The sequence below is a fragment of the Caballeronia sp. NK8 genome, assembly GCF_018408855.1.
Lineage (GTDB): Bacteria > Pseudomonadota > Gammaproteobacteria > Burkholderiales > Burkholderiaceae > Caballeronia.
On record NZ_AP024325.1, the window covers coordinates 751,350 to 764,586 of the forward strand.

The 13,237-nt window shown below is 63.0% G+C and carries 8 protein-coding genes and 1 pseudogene; 3 read left to right on the plus strand and 6 right to left on the minus strand.

Annotation, left to right across the window (positions count from 1 at the left end):
* Positions 1 to 8: 8 nt before the first annotated feature.
* Complete coding sequence (locus NK8_RS28825; protein WP_162069097.1) at positions 9 to 1,097, plus strand: putative zinc-binding metallopeptidase; 1,089 nt, start codon at positions 9 to 11, stop codon at positions 1,095 to 1,097.
* Positions 1,098 to 1,212: 115 nt separating this feature from the next.
* Here the strand turns inward: NK8_RS28825 and NK8_RS28830 are convergent, their stop codons facing one another.
* From NK8_RS28830 to NK8_RS28835, 3 genes and pseudogenes are all read right to left on the minus strand, one after another.
* Entirely contained in the window at positions 1,213 to 2,424 is a 1,212-nt protein-coding gene (locus tag NK8_RS28830) for a DUF2252 family protein (RefSeq protein WP_213233148.1), read from the minus strand.
* A 99-nt stretch (positions 2,425 to 2,523) separates the two neighbouring features.
* Positions 2,524 to 2,749: pseudogene (locus NK8_RS42960) on the minus strand (aconitase family protein); the annotation flags it as partial.
* A 3-nt stretch (positions 2,750 to 2,752) separates the two neighbouring features.
* Entirely contained in the window at positions 2,753 to 3,631 is an 879-nt protein-coding gene (locus NK8_RS28835; protein ID WP_213233149.1) for an alpha/beta fold hydrolase, read from the minus strand.
* Positions 3,632 to 3,748: 117 nt separating this feature from the next.
* Here NK8_RS28835 and NK8_RS28840 point away from each other — a divergent pair, with 117 nt between their 5' ends.
* Complete coding sequence (locus NK8_RS28840; RefSeq protein WP_213233150.1) at positions 3,749 to 4,666, plus strand: LysR family transcriptional regulator; 918 nt, start codon at positions 3,749 to 3,751, stop codon at positions 4,664 to 4,666.
* A gap of 529 nt (positions 4,667 to 5,195) precedes the next feature.
* On the opposite strand, the gene NK8_RS28845 is transcribed toward NK8_RS28840, so the two are convergent.
* From NK8_RS28845 to bcsA, 3 genes are read right to left on the minus strand one after another with little or no spacing between them, the layout of a single operon-like run.
* Positions 5,196 to 7,841, minus strand: a complete 2,646-nt coding sequence (locus NK8_RS28845; protein WP_213233151.1) for a cellulose synthase subunit BcsC-related outer membrane protein — start codon at positions 7,839 to 7,841, stop codon at positions 5,196 to 5,198.
* Entirely contained in the window at positions 7,822 to 10,119 is a 2,298-nt protein-coding gene (locus NK8_RS28850; RefSeq protein ID WP_213233152.1) for a cellulose biosynthesis cyclic di-GMP-binding regulatory protein BcsB, read from the minus strand. The genes NK8_RS28845 and NK8_RS28850 overlap by 20 nt, the downstream gene beginning before the upstream one ends.
* Before the next feature lie 13 nt (positions 10,120 to 10,132).
* The gene (gene bcsA, locus NK8_RS28855; RefSeq protein ID WP_213233153.1) at positions 10,133 to 12,502 is read right to left on the minus strand and encodes a UDP-forming cellulose synthase catalytic subunit; all 2,370 of its coding nucleotides are present in this window, start codon (positions 12,500 to 12,502) and stop codon (positions 10,133 to 10,135) included.
* Positions 12,503 to 12,740: 238 nt separating this feature from the next.
* Here bcsA and NK8_RS28860 point away from each other — a divergent pair, with 238 nt between their 5' ends.
* Positions 12,741 to 13,235, plus strand: coding sequence for a hypothetical protein (locus tag NK8_RS28860; protein ID WP_213233154.1), 495 nt, complete (start codon positions 12,741 to 12,743; stop codon positions 13,233 to 13,235).
* Positions 13,236 to 13,237: the final 2 nt, after the last annotated feature.

Here is a 13,237-nt window from a genome sequence, read left to right on the forward strand (position 1 = left end):
AGCTTTTTATGAAAGCGTTTCACTGTACCGATTGCGGGCATCTCATCTTCTTCGAGAACGTTCAATGCGAACGCTGCGGGTCGATGCTCGGCTTCATCCCGGAAACTGGCGAAATGAGCGCGTTCGTCAAACTGAAGGGCTTCGTCTGGGAAACAAAACCCGCCAGCGGCGACGGACGATATAAGCCGTGTTACAACTACTCGGTCGAGAAGGTTTGCAACTGGATGGTCCCAGAGAACTCGACGGATGCGTTTTGTCATTCCTGTCGCCTGACCGCAGTTATCCCGAATCTGAAGGCACCTCGCAGGCGATACTACTGGTCGAGGCTCGAAGCAGCCAAGCGTCGATTGTTGTACACGCTCGCCGTGCTGGGACTACGCGTCGACACGCGCAAGGAGCATCCTGATACAGGGCTCGAGTTCGAGTTTCTCGAGAGCCGGCGCGGCAAGAAAATACTGACCGGCCATCACAGCGGTTTGATCACGATGAACATCGCCGAGGCGGACGAGGTGCGCCGGGAGCGCTTGCGCATCGCGATGCGCGAACCCTACCGCACGTTGCTCGGCCATTTCAGACACGAGATCGGTCACTACTATTTCGACCGCCTTATCGTCGGCGCAAGGCGGACTGGCGCCTTCCGCTCATTGTTCGGAGACGATCGGACAGACTATTCCGACGCGCTTGCGCGACATTATCGCGACGGCCCGACAGCCGCCTGGGCGACGAACCACGTCAGCGCCTACGCGACGATGCATCCCTGGGAAGACTGGGCCGAAACCTGGGCGCACTACCTTCACATCGTTGATACGACAGGCACCGCGCGCGCGTGTGGAATCAATATCGCGCAGTTGAGTCGGAACGGGCCGACATTCGCCGCACAAGTTCTGCCTCATTCACCGAGCTTTGACTTGCTGATGAAGCAGTGGACGATGTTGACCTATGCAATGAATAGCCTAAATCGAAGCATGGGAATGCCCGACCCGTATCCGTTTACTCTCGCGCCCGGCGCGGTGAAAAAGTTGAGGTTCATCCATCGCCTGATTGAGGCGCAGGGTATCGAGCATGAGCATGATCGCGTCGAAGCGATTTCGCCCTAGGCAAGCCTAAAGGTAAGAAGATCTGGCATCGCAGAAACCCGATACCAAACCAGGCACGCCGCAGGGAACGCAAGGCGAGAGCGACCACAACAAGTTGCCGGGTTGAATCAGGTCATCAAGCTCCGGTTGCGTAACGCCGACAATGTTCGAGGTACCCCGCTTCATGGTTGCTCACCAATTGGACGATGCTGTTCCAAAGCCATAGCGGCGCGTCGATGGTCTTTGATCGATTGCGACCGAGGTCCGCTCGCCACTCTCGCTTCGTTGCGTCGTCCATCTGCCGCGCATGCGCCTTACCGACGACCGCCGCGAGATAGTGCGCGACGTGCATCGCGTCATCCTTGCCGAGTTGCTCGATCTCGAGCTTCATATCCTGCGGCAACAACTCGCGGATAACCACGCCGCGATCGAATAGGCGTGCTGCGCGCATTCGCTCACCGAGATACGGCGAGAGGTTCCGGGCACCTTCGAGGACGCGCAACGCGTTGTCGCGCGGCATCGCCACATCGTCATAACGGGGCGCCGCGGCCTTCACGCCTTCCTTGATGTCCATCAGACACAGGTCGTCGCCTTCCACGACGCCACCGTCGACATCGAGCAGGACCGCATAGCGCAGACGGCCGAGCGAACTGCAACCCTTCACCCAATACGCCGCATCCAGCACGACGACCTCGCCCGAGTCTTTGCGACCCTTCAGGCTGGTCGGCAGACTCGCAATGTCTTCGTCGGCGAGAAGCGCTTCGATCGCCTTTCGCTCGTCTCTGGCAAGAGGCCAGAATCGCTTTCCCAAGGGAATCGCCGGATGCAGATCGTCGATGCGCTCACGCGCGAGATGCTGCCACGACCGGCGCACGGCCTCCTTCATCGTTACGTGAACGGGTTCAGGACGTTTGATGTCGATGACTTCATCTGCGAACGCGGATTCGTATCCGACAGCCAACGCCTCGATCATTCGCACGACGTTCAGGCCGGACAATGACGACCCGCGCGCAGCCGTCGCGAGCGACAATCCCAGGCGGACGACGTCATGCACGGGATTGCCGATCACCGTCTGATCGAGGTCGCGAATCTGGATCTCGACTTTGCCTTTTGCATTGGCTATGGGCCCGAGATTGCCGGTGTGGCAGTCGCCGCAAATCCAGATCGCCGGGCCGTGAGGCAGCGATTCTCCGTTCGCCTCGATCACCCACTCATAAAATCGTTCGGTATTGCCTCTGACGTACGCGTGCGGCGAGCGCGCCATCTTGCAGCGGCGCAGCTCTGTCAGAAGGGCCTGCCGATCATCGGGCGTGGGCAGCCCCTTATTCGCTTTGCTGTTCTTGCTCATATCCGTTTGCCTTGGGTGGTCAGCAACCGGAGCAGGAGCCGTGCCGTTGTCTTCCAAACGGCTTACGCGGCCCAGAGTCATAGCGAGTCGGGCCTGTCATACGTAGCGCGGCGTCTCCACATGCGTCGGAAGGATGTGGCTCACGACCGCGAGTTGTGGCGCGGACGGCGCACCGCGCGTAAGCGGGCATCGAGCGCGCTGAACGCTTGCGGGCTGGTGCATTCGTTCATCAGATGCAGATCGGTGTAAAGAAGCACGTTGTGTTCGTCGATACCCGCTACGGTGTGCGAATGACGAGCTTCCGGTAAAGGGTCTGGTCTGACATGGCTTACTCGCTGAGAAAAGGCATCACGCGTTCGAGCAGCCGCTCCGGCGCTTCTTCGGGAATGTAGTGGCCGCAAGGCAACGCCTCGCCCTGCACGTTTGGCGCGTACGCCCGCCATTCGGCAATCGGATCGAAGCACTGTTCGATCACGCCCTGCGCGCCCCACAACGCCATGAACGGACAGCCGATGCGCTGCTCTGAAGCGAGCGTCGCGCGGTCGTGTTCGAGGTCGATGGTCACGCTCGCGCGATAGTCCTCGCAGATGCCGTGCGCCGTATCGGGATCGGAGAGACAACGCAGATATTCCGCGTAGGCCGCCGGCGTGAACGGCGCGAGGCCGGCACTGCGCGCGCCGATCGTCTGCTTGAGATAGAGATCGGGGTTCGCGCGGATCAGCGTCTCCGGAAACGGCGCCGGGCGCACCAGCATGAACCAGTGCCAGTAGGCGCGCGCGAAGGCGAACGAGGTCTGCTCGTACATCGCGAGCGTCGGTGCGACATCGAGCGTCACGAGGCGCGTCACCGCATCCGGATGATCGAGCGCCATGCGCGCCGCGACACGCCCGCCCCGATCGTGGCCGATCACCGCGAAGCTCTCATGGCCGAGGCCGCGCATCAGTTCGATCTGATCGAGCGCCATGCGGCGCTTCGCGTAGTTCGCGTGATCGGCGGCGCCCGCCGGCTTGCCGCTGTCGCCGTAGCCGCGCAAGTCCGCGGCGATCACCGTGAAATGTTCTGCCAGCGCTGGCGCGACCTTGTGCCATATCGCGTGCGTCTGCGGATGCCCGTGCAATAGCAAAAGCGCGGGCCCGCGCCCGCCCTGAATCGCGTGAATGCTTATGCCGTCGACAATCGTCGACACGTTCCTGAAGCCTTCGAACATGGTTGTCTCCTGATCGTGATTCGAGTCTAATTGATGAATCCTGCGATTGGGTTTCCTGAAAAGCATTCCGGAAGTAACTTCAGGGAACGAATCAGCGAGAGCATATGGAGCATGGAGATGGACGGCTTTTCTGACCTCAACCTGTTCGCGCTCGTGGCGCGACACCGGAATCTGGCCGCGGCCGCGCGCGAGCTCGGCGTGACGCCGCCCGCGGTCAGCAAGCGGCTCGCGCAACTTGAACGGCGCCTCGGCGTGCGCCTGATGAACCGCACGACGCGGCGTCTGAGTCTCACGCCGGAGGGCGAGCTATATCTGTCGAACGGCTCGCGCATTCTCGACGAGTTGTCGGAACTGGAGCATCTCGTCACGCAAAGCCGTGGCGAGCCGACCGGCCTGCTACGCGTGAACGCGTCGTTCGGGTTCGGGCGTGCACGCATCGCGCCAGCGGTGTCGGAATTCGTCGCGCGCTATCCCGCGATGAAAATCCTGCTGCATCTGACGGACCGGCCGGTGAGTCTTCAGGACGAGGGATTCGATATCGGCATCCGCTTCGGCGAGGTGCCGGATGCGCGCATCAACGCGCGGCTATTGCTGGAGAACAGGCGCCTCGTGTGCGCGTCGCCCGACTACGTGGCGCGGCACGGCAAGCCTTCGGTGCCGCACGATCTGACGCGGCATGCGTGCATCGTTTTGCGCGAGAACGAGTCGGCCTACGGCACATGGCATTTCGCGCGCGGCAAGCGCATGGAAACGGTCAAGGTCGATGGAGCGTTGTCCAGCAACGACGGCAGCATCGTGCTTCACTGGGCACTCGAAGGTCGCGGGATCGTCGTGCGATCGCAGTGGGAGATCGAGGGACATCTCGCGCGCGGCGAACTCGTGCCGTTGCTCGCGGACTGGGCATTGCCGGATGCCAATATCCACGCGATCTATCTGGAGCGCAATCAGCTTTCGGTCAAGCTCAGGACCTTTGTCGACTTTCTCGGCGAGTTTCTGCGCAGACCGAAGGGCACGGAATGGACAGGCAGTCGATGACGGGAACGCCCTCCTGCGCAAAGCCATTATCGGTCAAGGCAACGGCAGGCGGACCCAGACCGTCTCGTTGAAGTCGGCCGTGCGGCGGTTTGGTCGAAATTACAGCGCAGTAGCTTCGAACTGCATTTCGCCCATCCCGCCCATCACATGCGCAGCATCTAGGCTAGGCTCGATCCAAAACGTCCATAAGCGCAGGGTTATACCGGTCGCCGTGCACTCGTCCAGGCTCAAAGATGCTCGAGACGGTCTTGGCCAGCTCGGCAATCTCTACCCGTTCCCCGACCGCAACCCGCAAGGTCGATAGGTATCGGGCAGATCAGCGGTGGTGCGAATGTCTTGATGAACGAGCGTCTCAAGCAGAGCCCCGGGTCGGGTGTTCGGACAGGTAGACGTCCGGGTGCACGCAGACCGCCTGTTCCCAATCGTCTCTTTGCGATGTTTTGTGGATTGCACTCGGAAATGCAAGCCCGGTCCATCGCTAGCGAACGAAATCTTGCCGCCAAGCACATCTCCTGCCACTCCCGCCATATCAACGCGATTCGTCGAAGGCAAGGTGCAAATCGTGTGCGCCATGCGGCAGATCACGACTGAACACCGCGTTGCGCGGCGACAGGAAATAGCGCACATACGCGATTGCCGCGACTTGGCGGTCGCGCCCGGGCGTCACATTGAGATCGGCGAGCGCACCGATCTGCCAGTGCGCGGCCACCCGCAGCGCAGCCGCGAACTGCACGTGCGCATAGGGACCGCGATCGGTACTGCCGCTGCAATCGATGGCCGGAACGGTATGCGCAAATGGGCTCACCGGGCAGGACCCCGCCGACTGCCTTGCGTAATTCCAGCCGGTTTCAACGTTTCCCGACACCTGCCAGGAACGCCCTTCCTGCGACAGAAATTGCAGCGCCGCCCCCGCGCTGGTCGACATCTGCGGACTGTAATAGCCGCCTTGTGTGGGCACGAAGAAGTTTTCGTTGCGCCGGTATCCGAGATAGTGCAGCGCAGGCCCGATGCTCAGATAGTCGAAGCCCGGCACGCGCAGATCGTAGCTCGCGGCGAAGTCGACGCCGAGTCCTTCGTTGCCGTCGACCTCGTGGCCCGTCAGCCAGTCGAAGTGCCCTCCTGCGCTCACATTCCAGCGCGAGCCGATCTGCCACCGCGCGCTGCCGCCAGTCGTCGCGCGCGTGACACGTCCCCATTCGAAGGTTCTGCTGGCGTGCGCGCCTGTCGCCGGATCGACGCCGCTGTATAGGACGCTCTCGCCGCGCCACGACAGCAGCGAATCGCGCACCGGCGACGCTGCCGCGTAGGCGGACCATGCGCCCCACGACGTCGTTTGCGCGACGCCCGCCTCGCCCTGCATCGAAGCGCCGAACGGCCCGCCCTGCGTAACACCGGCAATCGCGTGGACATCGAGTGTGCGGCCGTCGTCCAGGCGCACGGTTTGCGTGAGCTTGCCCTGCAACTCCTCGGCGTTGACGGTGTTGATGCCATTGTTCAAGAACAGTTGGCGATAGCGCATTTCGTACACGCGCGACGCGTCGAACCATTCGGCGTCGAGCGTCGGCGAAAACACCGTCAGGCGGTTTTCTCCCTTCACGCCCGCGTGATTGACCCAGCCAGAACCGCCGGTGATCGACGGCGCGTCGATTCCGGTCAGATCGGCGGGCAGGTAGTGCGCGATGCGCTGTGCGTCGGCAGTGCCCGAGACCGCGTTGCGCCACGTGCGCTGTGCTTCGACGAACTGCTTCTCGTAGTAGAGATTCTGCGCATCGACTGCTGCAATGTACGCGGGTAGCGGACCGGCGGGCGATGAAGGACGATGACGTCCCTGGGCCTTCACGCTCAACGCGATGCCCTCGGCGCTGTCGTCGTCGTGATGCTGTTGATAGTGCGCGTCGAACACGCGTTCTGCCTGCTCGTAATCGCCGAGCGCGAAGAGGTTCCAGCCGCGCAGCGGTTCGACTCGCTCATCGGACACACCCGCGTCGCGCGCGCCGTCGAGCGCCGCCAGACTGTCGCGATAGCTGCCCTGCCGATAGGCTTCACTTGCGCGCGACATCGCGATTTCACCGCGCAACGCACGCGTGCGCGAGTCATCGGCAATCGATGGGCGCGCAAGCAGGCCCTCGGCCGCATCGAGATCGCCTTGCGCGACGCGCACCTGGGCGAGACCTAGCGTCGCATCGTCCGACGTCCCTTCGCCGTACACGATCGCGAGCTCGAACCATTGCGCGGCGGCTGAGTAGTCATGCAGCGCGAATTCGAGCCACGCCGCGCGTATCGCCGAAGCGCCATCACGTGAATCGCGAATCGATGGCGCGAGTTCTGCGAGCGTGCGCCTCGTGCTCGTTTCATCGGTCGCCCAGTTCGTCGACGCATCGAGCACACGTGCATTGCGCAAGCGCGCAAAATCACGTGCGGCCGCTTCGCCGCGCCTGCCCTGCCTCCATTCGACATCGATCAGCACATCGGCCTGCGCAGGCGGCAACTGCTTCGCCGCGCGCTGCAAGGTCACCACGCGATTCACGTCGGGCTCACATGCGGCGACGATCGGACGATAGAGGGCATAGACCGCATCGGAGTCGCCCGCTGCGTCGAGCAGATCCGCCGCACTCCATGTGCGATCGATATGCGCGCAGCCGAACGCGTCCGGGTCTGCTGCGATCTGCGCGCGAAGCAGCCCGACATCGCCGGCGAGCGCACGCCGGATCTGCATGTCGCGCTCTTGACGAGTGCGCTCCGCGACGAGGCTCGCCGGAGGCGTCCAGGTCGGAAAGCGCCGCTCGACACGCGCGAGCATCGCGTCGAAATCGACGAGGCGCTTTGCGTGCAACAGATTCCAAAGAGGACGTTCGTCCGGCGTTGCGGGCGCTTTGGCAGCGGGCGCGCACCCGCCGGAAGCGGCTGTCCCGACCGTATCGTCGGATGGCGCGCGCGGCATCTCGGGCGTCAGCACGTTCGTCTGCACGCGCTGCTGGACGCCTCGAATCGCGTTCGTCGCGCCCGTACCTTGTTGCACGACGCCCTGCGCCGCGCCGCGTTCGGCCGACACCACGTTGCCCTGTGTGACAGCCGCGTCGACATGCGACGGCAACGCGGCCGCGCACAGCAATGCCGTCGCGAGCCGTCCGCCGCCGCCGCGCGCTTCGCGCCGGTCAGCTCGACGAGTCGCCATGGTGCTTGCGGTGATAGCGGCGCAGCAGTACGGCCGTGAGCGCCGCGAGCACGGTCAGACATGCAGCCAGCACGCCATAGGCGATCCACGGATGCGCGGACACCTCATAGCCGATGTGATCGAACGCGCCGATTTCCCCGACTTCATAGCGTTGGCCGACACGTGTCGTCCAAAGCGCTTCACTGTCGAGGCTGACCACGCTCACGTCGCCGTCGAGCGATTCCCAGTTCTGCGGCGCGACCAGTTGCTGCATGCCGCGCAGCAACTCGGAGGGCGTCTCTGCGGTCATCAGCGTGGCCGTCGCGCTGGCGGCGTTGCGGTACTGCATGACGAGCAACTGACGCGACAGCTTCATGTCGCCCTCGATCACCGTGTCGGGCGAACCGTTCGCCGCGTATGCCGGCTTGCCGAAGACGCTCTTCACGCTCTCCCACAGGTTCGCTGGAGTCTCGGATTCGCCCTCCGCGCGCACGCCGGCCGCGAGCCGCATCGACTTGCCTGGCGCCCACGGTGCGCCTTCGAGCGCCGCGCGCGGCAAGTCCGTGCCCGCTGCGACGATGATCGTCTGCCGTCCGACGCCCGGCACACCCGCGGTGATCTGTGTGCTCGTCAGCGGCCTGCCCTGCTTCTGCGCGAGCTTGCCGAGAAGCGACCACGCGGCGTTGAGCGTGTCGTTGTCCCGGGCGTTGAGCTGGATCGCGAGATCGGCGCCATCAGCGCGTCGCGTGTACGGAAAGCCGCTTTCGGCAAAGCGGCGCAGGTCCGGCAGATTCGTGAAGTGCAGCACTGGCGGCAACTCGATGGTCGAATCGTCGAACACGGACAACTGCAGATTGCCCGACTGGCGCAGTTCGCATCGATCGGTGACGAGCGGCACCAGCACCGGACGCAGCGAAAGCACGTTCGCGCCCGGCAGAAAGCGCCGCAAAGGCACCGACACGCGATAGCGATTGACCACCGCGCCCTGCTGCTGATCCAGCGCGACGGCCTGCACGAAGCGATCGTTCAGATACAGATTCAGCACCGAGTCCGCACGCATCTTCGCGCCTTCCGCGAAGTTCAGCGTCAGGACGGCCTGCGCGTTTTCAGGCGCGTAGACGTCGGCGGGCAGCGTCAGCTTCACGTCCGCGCTCGCGCCTACGCCGAGCGTCGTGCTGCGAAAGCCGAGATCGCGCAGCCGATACGGCTTCGTGCCCGACAGCACGTCGCGGCCGGTCGCGTCGCCGATGCGTGCTTCGGCGAGCGCGTCTGCGTTCATCTCGTTGCGGCGCGGCAGCGGCACTTCCGCATGCGAGAACACGCGCGCGGCGAGATTGACTTCGTCATCGGTGCGGCCCGCGACGACCAGCACGAAATGACGCGGATCGCCGGGTTTCGGATAGACGCCGAGAAACGCGCCGCCGATGCGCTCGAGCGTGCGCGCGTCGAGGTATGACGCGAGCGTGTCGCGCTTGCCGATCAGGAGCACATCGGCGTCCGCGAGCGATGTGAGATCGAGGCCGGGCAGCATGCCGCCGCCCTCGCCCGTTTGCGCGTCCTGCACGCGCAGATCGGCGCTCTTGTATCGCAGCCGCAACGCGACGCCTTGTGCGAGCAGGCCACCGCTCGCGAGTTGCGTATCGGTTACCGGATGCGCGGCGTGGACGATCGCAATGGCGCGCGGCGCGTTCTGCTTCGGATCGATGAGTTCGTCGAGTCTGGCGAGCAGCGGCGGCGTACCTGTCAGTGGGCTCAATTCGGTCTGGATCGCAAGCGTCGATGTGCTCGTGTCGACTTCAGTCCACAATTCCGGTGAATTCGGCTCTTCACAGTTCTCGGTCGAATGCTGCGCGACCTGAAAGCTCAGGGTGTTGTAGCCGGCGCGCAGCAGTTCGGCGGGCACGCGGATGTCGGCGGTCAGTTCCGGCTGACGCGGCGACAACTGGAATTGCGCAATCGCGCGGTCATTGACGCGCACGACGAGCTGCGAGCGCTCTCCCAAAAGCGATACCGAGTTCGACGCGACCAGATGCAGCGTCGCGCCGCGCACCGCTTCGCGCGCGGATACCGGCACGCTGATCGAACGCGACGCGGACGCGCCTGCAATGCGCATCGGCCCGGACAGATTCGCGTAAGTCGCGAGCGATACAGCGGTTGCCGCCGTCGCACCGGGATTCACCGCAGAAGCCGCCGCCGGTGCGGACGCGCTTTTCGGGGCATACGTCGCAGCCTCTGACATCGTGCTGAAAATCGCGCAGGCCGTCCAGCCGGCAATCATGGTTTTTCTTATGACAGACATGGAGAGCATCCAATCAAGACTTTGCAGATGTCACGACGCGGCGCAGCGCGTGTCGTCGACTCGCCAGCCGATTCAGGACATATCGCAGCAGCGCGGTGAAAAAGGTCCGGTAGTGCGCGAGCGCGTGCACGGTGCCGAGCCGCACGACGAGGCCTAATCCGCGCCGGATACCGATGCGCTTGTTGCGCTGATCGCGGAAGCTGCGCCAACGGCCGCTGTCGCCATAGACGAGCGACACGCGATCGCTCAGTCCCTCGACACTGCGATCGGAGAATTCGACGCCGACCGCGCACGTGCCGTCGCCGGGTTCGAACACCCCGCGCACGACCACCGGCAATTGGCAGTGGCAGCCACGCGCCGCGTTGTACGCATCGAGCGTGGCGGTCCAGCCACGAGGAATCGACGACTGCGCACCGAGCGGCACGATCAGCTTCGCGCCGCCCGCCGACAGATCGACGATACGGCAGTCGAACGCAGGCGAAAATGCGCGGGCCGGCGTATCCGCTTCCGCATCAGCGACGTTCGATAGCAGCAGCGTGCCGGCAATGTCCGCAGGCACGCGCGGCGCGACGCGGCGCTGCCGGCGTTCGTACAGCACACCGATGCACGCATTGAGAAGCACCAGGTTCAGCACGCTCCACGCCACCGACGACGCGATCACGCCGCGCTGCATGTCGCCATCGATCAAGCGCCACACGCCGACGATCGCCGAGATCAGCACGCCGAGATACACCGCGTAGAACGGCCCGGCGAGCTCCGAAATCTGGTCCGCGTCGCTTTGCTCGCCTTTGGGCGTCACATTGAATGTCGGCGCGCGCGGATTGAGCAGCACCGCGACGACGCCTCGCAACGAGAACATCGAGAGCAGCATTTCGTAGACTTCTGAAATTAGCGTCCAGCGGTACTTGCCGAACAGGTAATCCGTCGTGAGGATCACGCCAACCATTTGCGGCAGGCCATACGCGAAGAACTCTGGCAAGGTCGCGTTATAGAACTGCAGACCGAACAGCAGATACAGTGCGGGCGCGAGCAGGAACACGACGCGCGCGTAGCAGAAGAACCAGAAGAACGCGTTCGAGAAATAGCAGAGGCGCTGCGCGAGTTTCAGCCCCTTCATACGCAGCGGATTGCGGAACATCAGAAGCTGGATCATCCCCTGCGCCCAGCGCACGCGCTGCACGACGAAACTCGCGAACGTCTCGGGTTGCAAACCGGCGATCAATGGCTCGTTCAGATAAGCGCTGCGATAGCCTCGTGCGTGAAGCATCAGCGCGGTTTCGGCGTCTTCGGTGATCGATGTGCCGGTAATACCGCCGATTTCCATCAGACACTTGCGGCGCAGCACCGCCGCCGAGCCACAGAAGAACGACGCGTTCCAGAAATCGAGGCCGCGCTGGATCACCGAATAGAACATCTCGTTCTCGGGCGGCATCTTGCCGAACATGCCGAGGTTCTTTTCGAGCGGGTCCGGATTGCTGAAGAAGTGCGGCGTCTGCAACAGGAATAGCTCGCTGTCGCGTTGAAAATAACCGATCGTCTTTTCGAGGAAGTCAGCCGTCGGCACGTGATCCGCGTCGAAGATCACGATCAGCTCGCCACTGGTTTTCTCGAGCGCCGCGTTGATGTTGCCTGCTTTAGCGTGCTCGTTGCGCTCTCGGCTCAGATAGTGTGCACCGTGCCGCGCGGCCAGCAGCGACAGTGTCAGTGCGCGTTCCTGCGCGGCGGCGGCTTTCACGGGATCGGCCTGCGTGCGCTTCTGTTCGGTACCGCCGTCGTCGAGCAGATAGACATTCACGCGATCGCGGTCGTAGCGCATGTCAAGCGCGGCGCGCAGCGTGATTTCCAGCATCTCCGCCGGCTCGTTGTACGACGGAACGTAGACATCGACGGTCGGCAGCGGGCCGGCCGTGCGGATCAAGGGCACGCCCTCGCGCTTGAGCGGCCGGCTGTTGACGAACAGGCCACCGAGCGTCAGCACGATGCCGTACAACTCGGCGCCGTACATCATCATCATCAGGATGAAGTCGGCAAAACCGTTGTAGCCGAGCGTCGAAGTGGTGCGCCAGCAAACGTATCGGATCGACAGGAATGCCGAGCATAGGAGGAAGAACAGTCGCGTGCGCTCGATCAGACCGGAACGGCGTAACACGATCATCACGGCGAGCGTCATGAACGCGAGGCAAAACTGCGCCTGAAGATCGATGCGCACCATTGCCAGAACGGCGACGACCGCGAACGCCATGCACCAGGCGCAGCCTGCCGCCCACGTTCGCCAGTCTGTGGGCTGGCGTGGCGGCTCGTGTTCGACGCCGACGCCGGGCGGCTCCTGAGCCGGCGACCGCAGCAAGCGCGGCGCAAAAGCCAACCTGTTTGTCACGCTCATCGTTCTCGCCCGCGTCGTTGGATTCAGATCGCGAGACCATGAGACCCGCGTTACCCGGTCGGCATCAGCATGTTCCAAATGCCTCGCGATTGGGTTTGCGGGGAACAGAGCGCCTGCTATTCATAACGGCAGTCCACGACAAATCCTGAGAGGGATGCACTTGTTGTCCATCAGACTTACGTTCCGATGACAGGAATGCGGACAAGACGAACGGTCGTTTCGTCTGGCTAAGCATTCGATGCGCTTGTCTCTCAGCCAAAGCGATATGTTCTTTGACGAGTGCTTGCCACCGGGGCGCCGCATTGAAGCGCTGTGGCGAACTCAGGAACTACTGAATATCATCGAGCGCCCATTGACTCGACGTCCGTCGAGGACACTGGCATCCCGGCGAAGGCTCACCCTGATTGAACAAGTGGGTACTTTTGGCGTGCTTTCAGAAAAAACGATAGTTCTCGATTTCTTCACTTCAGCAACCCAAAAGTGTTGCCGATATCCACTAATGGACACTTGCTACAACGCTGTTGGCGCGTTCGAGCTTCGTATGATCGACGCTGACATTGCCCACATCAGACTCGCGATTGCTACGGTCTCTCACGAGCCGAACTCCATTTTTCCTCCCGCTTACTGGCGTCATCGGCTGGAGAATATGCTGCGAGATCGCCATCTTCTTCACCATCAGTTCTCAGCCGTAACTGATATGCTGGCGAGGCTTGAAAACAACGGCAACAATTGACA

Excerpts from the sequence above, each read along its gene's own strand:
- NK8_RS28825 (WP_162069097.1), top strand. The coding sequence starts at position 9 with ATGAAAGCGTTTCACTGTACCGATTGCGGGCATCTCATCTTCTTCGAG.
- NK8_RS28830 (WP_213233148.1), bottom strand. The coding sequence starts at position 2,424 with ATGAGCAAGAACAGCAAAGCGAATAAGGGGCTGCCCACGCCCGATGAT.
- NK8_RS28835 (WP_213233149.1), bottom strand. The coding sequence starts at position 3,631 with ATGTTCGAAGGCTTCAGGAACGTGTCGACGATTGTCGACGGCATAAGC.
- NK8_RS28840 (WP_213233150.1), top strand. The coding sequence starts at position 3,749 with ATGGACGGCTTTTCTGACCTCAACCTGTTCGCGCTCGTGGCGCGACAC.
- NK8_RS28845 (WP_213233151.1), bottom strand. The coding sequence starts at position 7,841 with ATGGCGACTCGTCGAGCTGACCGGCGCGAAGCGCGCGGCGGCGGCGGA.
- NK8_RS28850 (WP_213233152.1), bottom strand. The coding sequence starts at position 10,119 with ATGTCTGTCATAAGAAAAACCATGATTGCCGGCTGGACGGCCTGCGCG.
- bcsA (WP_213233153.1), bottom strand. The coding sequence starts at position 12,502 with ATGAGCGTGACAAACAGGTTGGCTTTTGCGCCGCGCTTGCTGCGGTCG.
- NK8_RS28860 (WP_213233154.1), top strand. The coding sequence starts at position 12,741 with ATGCGCTTGTCTCTCAGCCAAAGCGATATGTTCTTTGACGAGTGCTTG.